16 protein-coding genes and 1 tRNA gene are annotated in these 14,018 nt (G+C 63.1%); 7 read left to right on the top strand and 10 right to left on the bottom strand.

Annotated features, from left to right (window positions below):
* Positions 1-8: 8 nt before the first annotated feature.
* From CQ020_RS11910 to CQ020_RS11895, 4 genes are all read right to left on the bottom strand, one after another.
* Positions 9-362 carry a hypothetical protein gene (locus tag CQ020_RS11910; protein WP_105692034.1) on the bottom strand — a complete coding sequence of 118 codons (354 nt, stop codon included), beginning with the start codon at positions 360-362 and terminating at the stop codon, positions 9-11.
* Complete coding sequence (gene ispF / locus CQ020_RS11905; RefSeq protein ID WP_105692033.1) at positions 355-918, bottom strand: 2-C-methyl-D-erythritol 2,4-cyclodiphosphate synthase; 564 nt, start codon at positions 916-918, stop codon at positions 355-357. Before ispF ends, CQ020_RS11910 begins: the two co-directional genes overlap by 8 nt.
* Positions 918-1,700, bottom strand: a complete 783-nt coding sequence (gene ispD, locus CQ020_RS11900) for a 2-C-methyl-D-erythritol 4-phosphate cytidylyltransferase (protein ID WP_105692032.1) — start codon at positions 1,698-1,700, stop codon at positions 918-920. The genes ispF and ispD overlap by 1 nt, the downstream gene beginning before the upstream one ends.
* 111 nt (positions 1,701-1,811) lie before the next feature.
* On the bottom strand, positions 1,812-2,294 hold the full coding sequence (locus tag CQ020_RS11895) for a CarD family transcriptional regulator (protein WP_011690592.1): 483 nt from the start codon (positions 2,292-2,294) through the stop codon (positions 1,812-1,814).
* 293 nt (positions 2,295-2,587) lie between these two features.
* Here CQ020_RS11895 and CQ020_RS11890 point away from each other — a divergent pair, with 293 nt between their 5' ends.
* The gene (locus CQ020_RS11890) at positions 2,588-3,130 is read left to right on the top strand and encodes a hypothetical protein (RefSeq protein ID WP_105692031.1); all 543 of its coding nucleotides are present in this window, start codon (positions 2,588-2,590) and stop codon (positions 3,128-3,130) included.
* A 101-nt stretch (positions 3,131-3,231) separates the two neighbouring features.
* On the opposite strand, the gene CQ020_RS11885 is transcribed toward CQ020_RS11890, so the two are convergent.
* Together CQ020_RS11885 and CQ020_RS11880 are read right to left on the bottom strand one after the other, a co-directional pair.
* The gene (locus tag CQ020_RS11885; RefSeq protein WP_020608526.1) at positions 3,232-3,912 is read right to left on the bottom strand and encodes a response regulator transcription factor; all 681 of its coding nucleotides are present in this window, start codon (positions 3,910-3,912) and stop codon (positions 3,232-3,234) included.
* A complete protein-coding gene (locus tag CQ020_RS11880) occupies positions 3,909-5,183 on the bottom strand; it encodes a cell wall metabolism sensor histidine kinase WalK (protein WP_181151861.1) in 1,275 nt (424 codons plus the stop codon). The genes CQ020_RS11885 and CQ020_RS11880 overlap by 4 nt, the downstream gene beginning before the upstream one ends.
* A 199-nt stretch (positions 5,184-5,382) precedes the next feature.
* Between CQ020_RS11880 and phoU the strand changes: the two genes are divergently transcribed.
* Positions 5,383-6,036: a phosphate signaling complex protein PhoU gene (gene phoU, locus CQ020_RS11875; RefSeq protein WP_024819653.1), complete on the top strand. Its 654-nt coding sequence runs from the start codon at positions 5,383-5,385 to the stop codon at positions 6,034-6,036.
* A gap of 76 nt (positions 6,037-6,112) precedes the next feature.
* Here the strand turns inward: phoU and CQ020_RS11870 are convergent, their stop codons facing one another.
* Entirely contained in the window at positions 6,113-6,859 is a 747-nt protein-coding gene (locus CQ020_RS11870; RefSeq protein ID WP_024819652.1) for a phosphoglyceromutase, read from the bottom strand.
* A 96-nt stretch (positions 6,860-6,955) separates the two neighbouring features.
* Here CQ020_RS11870 and CQ020_RS11865 point away from each other — a divergent pair, with 96 nt between their 5' ends.
* A complete protein-coding gene (locus CQ020_RS11865) occupies positions 6,956-7,777 on the top strand; it encodes a class I SAM-dependent methyltransferase (protein WP_181151856.1) in 822 nt (273 codons plus the stop codon).
* A 16-nt stretch (positions 7,778-7,793) separates the two neighbouring features.
* On the opposite strand, the gene CQ020_RS11860 is transcribed toward CQ020_RS11865, so the two are convergent.
* Both CQ020_RS11860 and CQ020_RS11855 read right to left on the bottom strand, forming a co-directional pair.
* Positions 7,794-8,135 carry a DUF2516 family protein gene (locus tag CQ020_RS11860; RefSeq protein ID WP_105692030.1) on the bottom strand — a complete coding sequence of 114 codons (342 nt, stop codon included), beginning with the start codon at positions 8,133-8,135 and terminating at the stop codon, positions 7,794-7,796.
* A gap of 10 nt (positions 8,136-8,145) precedes the next feature.
* On the bottom strand, positions 8,146-9,330 hold the full coding sequence (locus CQ020_RS11855) for a PLP-dependent aspartate aminotransferase family protein (protein ID WP_105692029.1): 1,185 nt from the start codon (positions 9,328-9,330) through the stop codon (positions 8,146-8,148).
* A 73-nt stretch (positions 9,331-9,403) separates the two neighbouring features.
* Between CQ020_RS11855 and tmk the strand changes: the two genes are divergently transcribed.
* Genes tmk through CQ020_RS11840 form a run of 3 tightly spaced genes read left to right on the top strand, consistent with a single transcriptional unit; the run spans position 9,404 to position 12,896 of the window.
* A complete protein-coding gene (gene tmk / locus CQ020_RS11850) occupies positions 9,404-10,102 on the top strand; it encodes a dTMP kinase (RefSeq protein ID WP_105692028.1) in 699 nt (232 codons plus the stop codon).
* Positions 10,099-11,250, top strand: coding sequence for a DNA polymerase III subunit delta' (locus tag CQ020_RS11845; RefSeq protein WP_105692027.1), 1,152 nt, complete (start codon positions 10,099-10,101; stop codon positions 11,248-11,250). The genes tmk and CQ020_RS11845 overlap by 4 nt, the downstream gene beginning before the upstream one ends.
* Before the next feature lie 8 nt (positions 11,251-11,258).
* Positions 11,259-12,896, top strand: coding sequence for an alpha/beta hydrolase (locus CQ020_RS11840; RefSeq protein WP_105692026.1), 1,638 nt, complete (start codon positions 11,259-11,261; stop codon positions 12,894-12,896).
* On the opposite strand, the gene CQ020_RS11835 is transcribed toward CQ020_RS11840, so the two are convergent.
* Complete coding sequence (locus CQ020_RS11835) at positions 12,893-13,624, bottom strand: HAD family hydrolase (RefSeq protein WP_105692025.1); 732 nt, start codon at positions 13,622-13,624, stop codon at positions 12,893-12,895. The genes CQ020_RS11840 and CQ020_RS11835 overlap by 4 nt on opposite strands.
* A gap of 215 nt (positions 13,625-13,839) precedes the next feature.
* Here CQ020_RS11835 and CQ020_RS11830 point away from each other — a divergent pair.
* Positions 13,840-13,912: transfer RNA gene (locus tag CQ020_RS11830), tRNA-Thr, on the top strand.
* The last annotated feature ends 106 nt before the right edge of the window (positions 13,913-14,018 follow it).

Below are 14,018 nucleotides of genomic sequence, written 5' to 3'. Positions count from 1 at the left end.
TGACCTGCCTACTTGCAGTATTCGCCGATCTTGTTGAACTGCACTTTGAGCTTCTCCTGCTGGTCCTGGGTGGCTGCCCCGAGGGACGATGCCGCTGCTTCGTCCATGATGGAGGCCATCTCCTTGATGGGGTTCCCGATCTCCGGCGCCAGTTTGCCGGCGATCTGGTGATAGTGCTCGGCGATCTGTTTGGACTGCTGTTGCTGGTTGCCGTCGGGCTTGAAGGTGTCATCGTTCAGGAACGCGCAACTGGCTGTCACGTCCATGGTTTGCGTCCCTCCGCAACCACTCAGCAGGAGCGAGGCAGCCAAGCCTGCGGACACCACAACGGAACGCACGACGCCGGCACGAGACTTAAGCATGCGGGGCACCTTTCGCGGGGCCGGGCTCTGCGGCCGGCACCTCGTGGGCGGACACGGAATACACGAGGGCCGTGGCAACAGCGGAAATTCCTTCGCCGCGTCCCGTGAAACCCAGTCCGTCGCTGGTGGTTGCCGTGACGCTGACCGGCGCCCCTGCGGCCTCGCTCAAGACCCGCTGGGATTCTTCCCGGCGTGGCCCGAATTTGGGACGGTTAGCCACGAACTGCACTGCCACGTTGCCGATCTCGAATCCGGCAGCACGCACAATGCGGGCCGCTTCACCGAGCAGCTTGACCCCGGAGGCACCCGCGAACTCGGGGCGGTCCGTGCCGAAGTGGGTGCCCAGATCACCAATACCGCAGGCGGAGAAGAGTGCGTCGGCAGCAGCGTGGGCTACGCAATCGCCGTCGGAATGCCCTGAGAGCCCTTGCTCGCCTTCCCAGAAGAGCCCGCCCAGCCACAGCGGCTGCGGATCATCCTCTGGGGCGAAAGCGTGCACATCAATGCCGACGCCGGTCCGGGGCAGGACCAGGTTTGCGGGGAGGTTGCGTGTCATCAGCCTTCCACCCAACGAATCCCCAGCGGGCCTTCCAACAGGCCTTCGGCGATGATCAGGTCCAACGGCGTGGTGATCTTGAGCGACTGGCTGGCCCCGCGAACAGCGTGAACCGGAACGTTCAGGAGCTCCACCAGCATGGCGTCGTCAGTGACGGCCGCGGACTGTTTGTCGTCGAAGAGTCCCGCGGCCTCGTGGGCACGGCGCAAGGTGGCCAACTCGAACCCTTGCGGAGTCTGGACGGCGCGGAGCTGTTCCCGGGGGGCGGTGCCGGTCACGAGTTCGGGGGCTATGCCGGCGTCGTCGCCGCTGGTCTCAATCACCGTCTTGATGGTGTCCACCACCGGCAAGGTGGGGATGACCGCTTTCGCGCCGGAGGCCAAGGCGTCTGCTACGCGCTGGAAAACACGCTCAGGAGTCAGTGCACGGGCGGCATCGTGGACAAGCACGAATTCGGTTCCGTCTTCTAAAACGGCCATGCCGGCGCGGACCGAATCAGCGCGGGAGGATCCGCCGTCGACCACCGAAATTTCAGGGCCGCCATCCACCAGGTCAACGGTGAACTCTGAGATCGACTCCCGCAGGACCGTATCCCCCTTGGGCACCGCGATACAGATCTGGCGCGCAACATCGGAGGCAACCACACCCCGCAGGGCATGCATCAGGATGGTCTCGCCGCCCAGCGGAACCTGGGCTTTGGGCATACCGTAGCCGAGGCGTTCACCGGAACCGGCAGCAACCACGATCACAGCCGTAACGGCGCGCTTGGATGGAATACTCATGCGCCCAAGGTTACTTGGTAAGCACACGAAGATACTTGATGATCAGGTACCTCCGGCAGTTTTAGGGCAAAAAGAAACCCGGCGGCGCCAGCGCACCACCGGGCTCAATTCTTAGGAAGCCAAGACCTCGTCAAGAACGCTTGCAGCCTTCTCTTCATCCGTCTTCTCAGCCAGGGCCAGTTCTGAAATCAGAATCTGCCGCGCCTTGGCCAGCATCCGCTTCTCACCTGCGGAAAGGCCGCGATCGTGATCACGACGCCAAAGATCGCGAACGACCTCTGCCACCTTGATGACATCGCCTGAAGCAAGCTTCTCCAGGTTCGCCTTGTAACGACGTGACCAGTTGGTAGGCTCTTCAGTGAACTCGGCGCGGAGAACGTCAAATACGTGCTCCAAGCCTTCTTTGCCCACTACGTCCCGGACCCCAACAAGGTCAACGTTCTCTGCTGGAACTTCAATGGTCAGATCACCCTGAGCCACCTTGAGCTTGAGATACATCTTCTCTTCGCCCTTGATGGTGCGCATCTTGATTTCCTCAATTTTTGCTGCACCGTGGTGAGGGTAAACTACTGTCTCGCCGACCTCAAAAACCATGTGGACTTTCCCCTTTCCCGCAGATTAGTCTATCACGATTAAGGCATACGACTGGCACTCGGCAGGCTCTTCTACCGCGCCAATAAAGGGAATAAGGCCTTAAACGACTTCCTCCAAGGTCTTGACGTATTCCGGCAAAGATGCATCGCGGAGGCAATGTGCGAGCAAGATCTCCTTTTCCGATGGCGCCACATAGGCTTCCCGAATCCTTATTTCGGCCGGTTTGCCGATAGGCTATGGCTGAAAAGTGTTCCAATGACTCTTGAGGAGTAGGTGTCGTGCGCAATACTGCGATGAACCCTGTCCAGCGCGGCAAGCTGGCAATTGCGGCGGCTGCAATCGGCGTCGGTCTTCTGTCCGTCACCGGCTGCGGATTCGTCAACGCCCAGCAGACCACCCACCAGTACTCGGCATCGGACGGGATCAAAGCAGATCTCGGTTCGCTGCAGTTGCGCAACATCCTGATTGTTGCTTCGGGCGAAAACCAGCCCGGCCGCGTGATCGGCGCTGTCTTCAACACGTCCAGCACTGACGCCACCCTCACCGTGAGCGGTGCCAACGGCGCCCAGACCGAGATCCCGGTCAAGGCCAGCGGTGAGACGTACCTGAACGACACCACAGATGCCGCCATCCTCAGCACGGCCGGCGTTATCCCCGGTGGACTGGTCCCGGTCACCATCCGCAGCGGTTCCGACTCCGCGACCATCAACGTCCCGGTGGTTGACGGCACGCTCCCTGAGTACGCCAAGTACCTGCCCACTACGCCGAGCCCCACGGCAACGCCGACGTCGACCTCCACTGCGACGTCCTCCGAGGCTCCGGCCGCCGGTCACTAGCAGGCAGCAAGCCACTAGCAGGCAGCAAGCCATAAGCGATACACATAAGGAAGGGTCCCGCCGCGGCGGGACCCTTCCTTATGTATATGTGGCTGCTGTGCTTACGGCTCGAATTTGTAACCGAGGCCGCGAACTGTCACCAAGTACCGAGGTGCGGAAGGATCCGGTTCGATCTTGCTGCGAAGCCGCTTCACATGGACATCGAGTGTCTTGGTGTCCCCCACGTAATCCGAACCCCACACACGGTCGATCAACTGGCCACGCGTCAAAACCCGGCCCGAGTTGCGGAGGAGCATTTCCAGCAGTTCGAACTCCTTGAGCGGCAGCGACACCTGCTCACCGTTGACGCTCACTACGTGGCGTTCGATGTCCATGCGAACAGGTCCGGCCTGCACGGTGGAGGTGATGAGTTCCTCCGGCTCACCCTGCCGACGCAGCACCGCGCGGACGCGGGCCACGAGTTCGCGGGAGGAATACGGCTTGGTGACGTAGTCATCGGCGCCGAGCTCCAGGCCAACAACCTTGTCGATCTCAGAGTCTTTGGCCGTCAACATGATGACCGGGACGCTGGAGCGCTGGCGCAGTTGACGGCAGACTTCGGTCCCCGGTGTCCCCGGCAACTGCAGGTCCAAAAGGACGAGGTCAGCACCGTTCCGATCGAATTCCACCAAGGCGTCGCTGCCGTTATCCACTACCTCGACGTCAAAACCCTCTTTGCCCAGAAGATAGGACAGGGGGTCGCTGAAGGACTCCTCGTCCTCCACTATCAAAATCCGGCTCAAGCGCTGGCTCCTTGCTCTTGGGCGCCGTTGGCGCCCCTTTGATGATTCACGCGATGGGGTTGTTGACTCACGGGACGGGACTCGACGACGGCGGTCGCCTGAAGTTCGGAAGACGCAGCTGCAGCGGAAGGCGGCAGGCCGGCGTCGTCGTCCTGGCCTTCCATCTCCGGCAGGCGGACTGTGAACGTTGACCCTTGGCCGGGCTGGGACCACACCGTCACCTCGCCGCCGTGGTTGGACACCACGTGCTTGACGATGCTGAGGCCGAGGCCTGTGCCGCCGGTATGCCGGGATCGTGCGGCGTCCACGCGGTAGAAACGTTCGAACACCCGCTCCTGGTCCTCCGGCGTGAGGCCTTCGCCTTGGTCTGTGACGGAGATGGCAACGACGCCCTCCCGCGTCCGGACGCCGACACCTACCCGCGTGTTTTCCGGCGAGTAGCGGATGGCGTTGTCGATCAGGTTACGGAGGGCTGTCACCAGGAGGTCGTGGTCTCCAAACACCAGCGACTCCGAGTGGCCGCCCACCACAATCTGGATGTTCTTACTCTCAGCCGGCAACTGCGAGCGATCCACCGCTTCAGTGATGACGGTGTTGATGTCCACCGGGAGACCCCGCTGGGCCACGTTGGCGCCCTGCAACCGGGAAAGTTCAATGATGTCCTGGACCAGGGCTGCCAATCGCCCGGATTCCTTGTGCATTCGCTTGGCGAAGCGGCGGACTGCTTCTTCGTCATCGGGCGAGGCTTCGAGGGCCTCGGCCAGCAGGGAGATGGCACCCACCGGGGTCTTGAGCTCGTGGGAGACGTTGGCCACGAAGTCGTTCCGGATCTCCTCGGTGCGGGTGATCTCAGTGCGGTCGTCGGCCAGGAGCACGATGTATTCCCACCCGAGCATGGCTGCCCTGACCTGAACCACAATGGTGCCTTTGCCCAACGGGCCACGCGGGAGTTCGTATTGCTCCTCCAGGATCACACCGTCGCGGCGGACCTTCGCTGTCATGTCCAGGAGCTGTTTGTGCACCACAGTGTGCCCACGCACCAGGCCGTACGCATACGCGGCAGGACTTGCACGCACGACGCCGTCGATCGCGTCCACCACCACGAAGGCACGCCCGACAACGGACAGCACCTCTGCGGCCCCCTCAGGAAGCAAGGGTTCGCTCACGTCCAGGTCCACGATGCTGCGCTGCCGCTCGCTGATTCTGAAAGCGAGCATGCCAAAGACGCCCAACGACAAGCCTACGAGGCCAGCGACGACACCTATGAGCAATGGATCCACGTGTCCAGCTTATGCTGTGGAAACACGGCCAAGCAGTGATCCGGCCCCAAACGCGGACGGTTCAACTAACGTTCATCTAAAGGTGCCGAACCGTTCACTGGCCCCTGACACAGTTACTGGTTGGACTGTCAATGGTTTTGAGATCCGACGCCCGGCAGGGGAACAGGATTTCCAAGGAAAGGACGCCTTAGTGCGCAAGGTTTTTCAGGAGGAACTCACCCAGGTAGGTGACGACCTCATCGAGATCTCCAAGCTGGTTCACGAAGCTATCACGAAGGCTACTACTTCCTTCGAAGGCGCCGACGTGGATCTTGCCCAGGACGTCATCGCGGCAGACGCCCGAATCGACTTCCTGCAGAACAGCCTCGACGAGCGGGCCATCGACATCCTTGCCCTGCAGGGCCCTGTGGCGAGCGATCTCCGCATGATTGTGGGTTCGCTGCGCATGAGTGCTTCGCTGGAACGCATGGGCGACCTCGCCCGCCACGTTGCCCAGCTGGCGCGCCTGCGCTACCCGGCCACCGTTATCCCCGCATCGCTGACCCAGACCTTCAAGGCCATGGCCCAGCACGATATCGAGATCACCGCCAAGGTCATTGAACTCCTTGAGACCCGCGACCTTGAGGTTGCCCGCGACATCCTCAAGATCAACATCGCCGTGGACGATCTCCACCTCAGTGTCTTCAAGGCGATCGCCTCCCCGGAGTGGAGCGAAAGCCCCTCCACCACCGTGGACGTCGCCCTGGCCAGCCGCTACTTCGAGCGCTTCGCTGACCACGGCGTCTCGGTGGCCCGCAAGGTCACCTACCTGGTGACGGGCGAATGGCAGCCCGAAGGCTTCTAGCCCTTCAGCCTTAACGACGGCGGCCGGTCACCCTTCTTGGAAGGGTGACCGGCCGCCGTCGTCGTTAACTAAGGCTTCACTTTTTGCCCTGGTTAGCCACCGCGAGGATGGCCTGGGCTGCGGCGTCGGGATCCAGGTAGGTTCCGCCGGCGTTGATCGGCTGGAAGTCCTCGTCCAGTTCGTACACCAGCGGGATGCCCGTGGGGATGTTGAGGCCGGCAATGGCGTCGTCGCTGATGCCGTCCAGGTGCTTCACGAGCGCGCGCAGTGAGTTGCCGTGGGCCGTGACCAGCACGGTCTTGCCGGCCTTGAGGTCTTCCTTGATGTCCGATTCCCAGTAAGGGAGCAGGCGGACCAGGACGTCCTTGAGGCACTCGGTGCGCGGCAGGGCGTCGCCAAGATCCTTGTAACGGACATCGTGGGCCTGGGAGAACTCGCTGTCGTCGGACAGGGCCGGCGGCGGGGTGTCGTAGCTGCGGCGCCATTCCATGAACTGCTCTTCGCCGAACTCGGCCAGGGTCTGGGCCTTGTCCTTGCCCTGCAACGCGCCGTAGTGGCGTTCGTTGAGGCGCCAATCGCGCTTGACCGGGATCCAGCCGCGATCGGCCTTGTCCAGGGCCATGTTGGCGGTGTTGATGGCACGCTTCAGGAGCGAGGTGTAAAGGACGTCCGGGAGAATGTCATTCTCAACCAGGAGCTCTCCACCGCGCACTGCTTCTTTGCGGCCTTGATCGTTCAGGTCAACGTCCACCCAACCGGTGAACAGGTTCTTGGCGTTCCATTCGCTGTGGCCATGGCGCAGCAGAATCAGCTTGTAAGTCATGGTTTTCATCCTAGCTGAGCAGCTGCGTGCCCTGCCCGGCGTTACGTCCGGCAACGGACTCAGCGGTGCGGTGCAGGCAGGGATAAAGTGGGGGCCGTGGTGCAAAAAGCGGAACGGGTGGGCTCTCCCCGGAGTCGGGGCGGGAAGCCCGTTGGCAACATCACCCGCGGCACCACCAATCCCAACCGGATGCGCCGCCTGGACAGGTGGCTTGCGGGGCCGCAGGCTTGGCGGCTTCGCGCCGCCGTCGACCCCCTTGTGGTGGACCTGGGCTACGGCGCCTCGCCAACCACCGCCGTCGAGCTCTTCGAACGGTTGCAGGCCGTACGGCCGGATGTCCGGGTCTGCGGGATCGAGATTGAACCGGAGCGCGTACGGACCGCCAAAGCCCTCGAACGGCCCGGGCTCAGCTTTCACGTGGGCGGTTTTGAAGTACCCGTCCCCGGTAACCCGGTGTTGGTCCGCGCCTTCAACGTGCTGCGCCAATATGAGGAAGCGGACGTCGCCGGGATCTGGCGGCTGGTGCAGTCACGGTTGGCGCCCGGCGGGCTTTTCATTGATGGCACATGCGACGAAATCGGCCGACGTGTCACGTGGGTGGCTTTGGATGCAGAGCGCCCTTTGAGCCTCAGTTTTTCCGTGCGGTTCGGCAGTTTCGAGTTGCCATCCGAGGTGGCGGAGCGGCTGCCCAAAGCCCTGATCCACCGGAACGTTCCGGGTGAACCCATCCACGCATTCCTGCAGGCCATGGATAAGGCGTGGCTGGAGGCTGCGCCGCTGGCCTCATTCGGAAACCGGCAACGCTGGACGGGCATGTGCCGTTCGCTACGCGACGCCGGGTGGCCGCTTCAGGATGGTCCGGCGAGGTGGCGGTTGGGTGAAGTGACGGTGGCGTGGGAAGCGGTGGCGCCTCAGTGACTCTTGACGGCGGTTCTTACCAGGGACCGTAAGGACCCACATTGCGGTTGCCGCCGCTGCCGGCCTCGCGCAGGGCGGGACGGACATCGGCAAGGTAGACGCACGCTGCGGTGACAGCGGCGATGCCGAACAATCCCAGGCTGCTGCCGCCCGTCAATACGGTCAGGGCGCCGATCGCAAGCGCCACGCCGGTCAGTGCCAGCCAGAACGTCTTGGTGCGCTTTGAGGCTGCCACGAAGAGCGTTGACTTATGGCGCAAACAATCTGCGAAGGCCCACAGTTCCAAGGCAAGGGCTACCAAGCCAAGGATGTAGTACACCCCGAAGGTAACGCTGTCGATCAAGATTTTTCCGTCCACGCCCTTTAGCCTAGCTGTCCAGAGACTTCAGCGCTTGCTCGAGGTCGGACCAGAGGTCTTCCACGTTCTCGATTCCCACGCTCATCCGGACCAGATTCTCCGGCACGCTGAGCGGCTCCGCCGTGTGCCGGCGTCGGCGTTCAATGAGTGACTCCACCCCGCCCAAAGACGTGGCAGGTAGCCAAAGCTCCAACGCGCGCACCAGTTCGTCCGCGGCGTCGGCGCCGCTGCGATGTTCGTCTCCAGCGATCTGGATGCAGAGGATGGATCCGAAGCCCTTCATCTGTTCCGTGGCGCGCCCGTGCCCGGGATCGCTGGGAAGGCCCGGATAGCGGATGGCTTCGACGCGGGGGTGCGTGCTGAGGCGTTCGGCGAGGGTTGCCGCGGAGGCCTGCGAGCGCTCAATCCTCAGCGCCAAGGTGCGGAGGCCGCGCAATGCCAGCCAGGCCTCGAAGGGTCCGGCGATCCCGCCGTGGATGATGCGGTGATGCAGCAGTGTGGCGCGCAGTTCCGGGTTGGAGGTGACCAAGGCGCCAAGGACGACGTCCGAATGTCCGGCCAGATACTTGGTCACCGAGTGAAGAACGACGTCGGACCCCAGGCTGAGCGGCTGCTGCACCAAAGGCGTGGAGAACGTATTGTCCGTGACCACGATTGCGCCGACTGCGTGAGCGGCGTCAGTCAGTGCGCGGATGTCGGCGATGCCGAGCATCGGGTTGGTGGGGCTTTCGAGCCAGAGCAGATCTGCCTTCTTACCCTGCTCGGGGTTGATGAGTGCTTTGACCGCGTCCGTGTCCGTGATGTCCACGGTACGAAGTTCCAGGAAGCCCTTCTCTGCCAGTTCAGTGGCCATGACCAGGGAACCCGCGTAACTGTGCGAGGGCATCACCACCACACCACCTGCGGGAACCAGGGACAACGCTGAGCTGACTGCCGCCAGGCCGGAGGCGTAGAGCAGTCCGGGCAGTGTGGCGCCTTCCAGCTTGGCCAGCGCATCCTCGAAGGGATCCCACGTGGGGTTCGCATAGCGCCCGTAGCCGCGATCTCCGTCGCCCAATGAACCTGTTCCGAAGTATGTGGAGGACAGGACGATGGGCGGGTTGACGGGCTCGTCGTGGGCGCGGTCGGGGCGACCGGCCGCAACTACAACGGTTTCCGGAGACAAATCGGCGGCATGCTGGTCGGAAAGGCTCATGGTTTCAGCGTAGCCGCGGGCAATGCTGTGGATAAAAGCCGTCTCGAATGCCGGTGATCGGTAGGCTGGTCCAGTGAGTATTAAGAGCCCAGGCCTTTTCATCGCCTTCGAAGGCGGGGACGGAGCGGGCAAGTCCACCCAGGCCGCCCGGCTCTCTGCCGCCCTTGAGTCGCGGGGGCTCCCTGTGCTGCGCACCCGCGAACCCGGCGGCACCCCCATCGGTGAGAAATTGCGTTCACTGGTCCTGGACCACGGGCACGGCACCATCGATCCCCGCACGGAGGCCCTCATGTTCGCGGCCGCCCGTGCCGCCCATGCCAGCCAAGTGATCCGGCCTGCGCTGGCCGAAGGGACAGTAGTCATCACGGACCGCTACATCGATTCCTCCGTCGCCTATCAAGGTGCCGGGCGCGGCCTCGGCGCCGAAGGGGTGTTGTCCCTCAACGAATGGGCCACCGAAGGCCTGCATCCAGACCTGACGGTACTGCTCGACGTCGACCCCTCCGATGGCCGGCAGCGCCGGACCGCCGGGGATGCCACCGAGGACCGGCTGGAGTCCGAGCCTGACGATTTCCATTCGGCCATCCGGCACGCTTTCCTGGACCTCGCAGCAGCTGCACCCTCCAGCTATCTGGTGCTGCCCGCCAATGCCGATATTGAAACTTTGGCGTCCCGGATCCTGGAGCGGGTGGAGTCGCTGCTCGTTTCCGAGGACGCGCCTATGACCGCTGCGCCGCTGAACGACGCAACTGTTTCGGGCGACCGCCCGTGAGCGTCTGGGACGACCTCCAAGGCCAGGCACCAGTGGTTGCCCAGCTCAAGCAGGCAGCGCAGGGGGACACCGGGCTTACCCATGCGTGGCTCTTCACCGGGCCACCGGGATCGGGCCGTTCAAACGCAGCCAAGGCCTTTGCCGCCGCATTGAACTGCGAGCAGGACGATGTGACCAAGCGCGGCTGCGGGCAGTGCCCGGCATGCCACACGATCCTCGGTGAGACCCACTCGGATGTGACGTTCGTGCGCACCGAAAAGGTCACCATCACCATTGACGAGGCCCGTGAACTCGTCTCCAAAGCCGGCGACCGGCCAGCTACGGGACGGTGGCGGATCATTGTGGTGGAGGATGCGGACCGCATGGCCGAGCGCACCACCAACGTCCTGCTAAAGGCGATTGAGGAACCCACACCCCGGACCATCTGGATGCTGTGTGCCCCCTCCCCTGCCGATGTCCTGGTCACCATCCGTTCGAGATGCCGTCCGGTGAGCCTGCGGTTGCCGCCAGCCTCTGACGTCGCTGATCTGTTGGTGAGGCGCGACGGCGTCGAACGCCAACTCGCAGACCGTGCGGCACGCGCGGCGCAAAGCCATATCGGGATCGCACGCCGGTTGGCCCGCGATGCCGATGCGCGGCAGCGCAGGCTGGATACGGTTCGAATACCGCTTGGGCTGCGAGGCGTTACCGCTGCCGTGATGATGGCCGAAAAATTGGTCAAAATTGCTACCGAGGAAGCCAACAGCTCCAACGACGAACGCGACGCCGCGGAGAAGATCGCACTGCTCGCGAGCCTGGGCGCTCCCGAATCCGGGACGCTCCCACCCTCCATGCGCAGCCAGGTCAGGCAGCTTGAGGACGACCAGAAACGGCGTGCCAAGCGCTCCATCACTGACTCGTTGGACCGGACACTGACAGATCTGCTGTCCTTCTACCGGGACGTCCTGATCATCCAGTTGGGGAACGCTGTGGAACTGGTCAACGTTGAACTCAAGAGCGAACTGGAAGATTACGCAGGCCATTCAACGGCGGAGACCACCCTGGCCCGAATGGACGCCATCAACAAAGCCCGTGTCCGAATCACCACCACCAACGTGGCGCCGCTGTTGGCGGTCGAGTCCATGGCCACGAGCCTCATCCAGCAATAGGAGAATGCATGAAGTCCGCACCCCGCCGGTCCGCCGGTACCCCTTCAAGGGACCGGTCTGCCCAGCTCGAAGCGGGTGGTGGTTTGGCGGGCGGGGGTGCTGCGGGGCGTAGCTCCCGCCGCGGTTTTGCGGCAATGTGCGTTGCGCTTGCGTCCATGCTGGTACTGAGCGCGTGCACCGTTCCGTTCTTGCCGCCTCCAACGGCCCAGCCGTCCACCAGCACGGTTGATCCGTCCATCGCCGCCTCAGCTCCTGAGGGCTTGGAGAAGTACTACTCGCAGTCGGTGGAGTGGAGCTCGTGCGAGGATGGCTTCCACTGTGGCAAGGTCCAGGTGCCTAAGGACTACGCCAATCCGGCCTCGGGGGACATCACGCTTTCTGTCATTAAGCTGCCCAGCACCGGCAACAAACAGGGCTCAATCCTGGTAAATCCCGGCGGGCCCGGCGGCTCAGGCGTGGATTTCGTCAAGGACGCAGGCAACACCCACTTCACCGAGAAGTTGCGTGCCAACTTCGATGTGGTCGGTTTTGATCCCAGGGGTGTGGGTCGCTCCGCTCCGGTGACATGCATGACCGATGCCGAGCGTGATGCAGCCCGCGAAAAGGTGTTCCGCAAGAACACTGACGAAGGACTGGCCGCCGCGCTTGCCTTCAACAAGTCATTCGCGGAACAGTGCGCCCAGCAGACCGGCGATGTCCTGGAACACATAGATACCGTGAGCGCTGCCAAGGACCTGGATGTACTGCGTGCGGTGTCAAACGATGCCAAGCTCAACTACCTCGGTTTCTCCTACGGCACCTTCCTGGGCTCCACCTACGCTTCACTCTTCCCGGACAACGTGGGCCGCGTGGTCCTTGACGGTGCCGTGGACCCGGCGATCACCAACGAGGAGCTGACGGCCGGCCAGGCGCGTGCCTTCGAAAAAGCCCTGAGCACCTACGTGGCCAGTTGCCAGCGACAGCAACAATGCCCCCTGAGCGGGTCCGTTGACAACGGTGTCCAGGAAATCCGGGACCTCATCACGGCTGTGGACCAGAACCCGCAGACGGCCAAAGACGGCCGGCTGGTGACCGCCAACGACTTCGTCAACGGTCTCATCCTGCCCCTTTACAACGACCAAAGCTGGCCGGCCCTGACCCAAGCACTGGACAGCGCCTTTGCCGGTGACGTGTCCCAGATGATGCGGCTGGCGGATCTTGGCGCAGACCGCGAACCCAACGGCACGTACAGTTCCAACTCCGCCTTCGCGTTCCAAGCCATCAACTGCCTGGACTACCCGATGGTGACAGACACCGCCGCCATGCGGGCCGAGGAAGTCCGCCTCATGCAGGAATCCCCCACGTTCGGCGCTTTCTTTGCCTACGGCGGCGTCAGCTGCAAGGACTGGCCCTACCCCAGCACCCGCACCCCGGCGCCCGTGGCGTACACCGGATCTGCACCCATCGTGGTGGTAGGCACCACCGGCGACCCCGCAACTCCGCTCGAGTGGTCCCAGTCGCTGCGCAAGCAGCTGGAGAATGCCTCCCTCGTCACGTGGGAAGGTGAGGGTCACACAGCCTACGGCCGCGCGAACTCCTGCGTCAGCACCGCCGTCGATGACTACTTTGTTGATGGCAAACTGCCCCAGGACGGCATCAAGTGCTAGAGGTGCCTGGCTTCGCGCTTCTCCACCAGGAGCGGGAGCTGCTTGATGGAATCCACGACGGCGGTGGCTCCGGCCGCGCGTAGCGTCGCCTCGGAATGGGAACCGGTGAGGACACCCGTCACGAGGGATGCTCCCGAACGAACGCCCGAGAGCATGTCCGAGCTGGTGTCGCCCACCACGGCCACCTCCCGTACGTCGTCGAGGTCAAGGGCGAGCACCGCCGTCAGGATCATGTCCGGGTAAGGCCGTCCACGTCCAGCATCGGACGGGCACAGGCTTAGGTCCGCCAGCCCCATCCACCCGAGCGATTCCAGCACCATGTTCTGGGTATGCCGGCCGAATCCCGTGGCCAGGCAAACCTGCATGCCGGACTCACGCATCCATTCAATGGCATCTTCCGCGCCGGCAATGGCGCGGACACCGCCGTCTTCAATGAGCTCGTCATAGGTGTTCTCGAAGACCTTATTGGCACTTTCGGCAACAGCGGGGTCCTCGAAAAGGTGGCTGAAAACAGTCATTTTCGAGAAACCCATGGTGTCCCTGGCATAGCCGAGCATGCTCTCGAAGCGAGTGCTTCCCGGGTCAATCCCGTGGTCAACAAGCGCCCGGGACATGGCCCGCTCAGTCCGGCCGTCGTCCGTAATGGTGGTGCCCACCATATCCACCACAGCGAGCCTCAGCCGGTTCGGTGCGTGGCTGGCGTCCTTGGGCAATGCATCCTTCGTCATGGGGCGGCTCCTTCAGCGTCTGGCGTGGCCTCATGTCACCGCCACAGTTGATTCCCCAGCTTCCGGCTACCGGGAAACCTCCGCCTGAACCCGGCCCGACGCGAGGGTGAACATCCCCGCAACGGCCGCCGTCGCCCTCGTTTTGACCCGGGTGCGGTGCCTCTATTACAGTTATGTCTTGCGTGATCGCCCGGGAAACCGGTGATGAACGCGGTGCTTCCTTAGCTCAGTCGGTAGAGCGTTTCACTCGTAATGAAAAGGTCATCAGTTCGATTCTGATAGGAAGCTCAGAGAAAAAGCCCCGCTGGCTCGTTGAACCGGCGGGGCTTTTCGTTTGCCGAAGTCCAAGCCAGAGCCGTCCGCGCATGCCTGATGATGGAAATATCGAACATTC

It is taken from the genome of Arthrobacter sp. MYb23 (genome assembly GCF_002979775.1).
In the GTDB taxonomy this organism is placed as follows: Bacteria; Actinomycetota; Actinomycetes; order Actinomycetales; family Micrococcaceae; genus Arthrobacter.
This window is presented reverse-complemented; position numbering and strand designations above follow the sequence as displayed.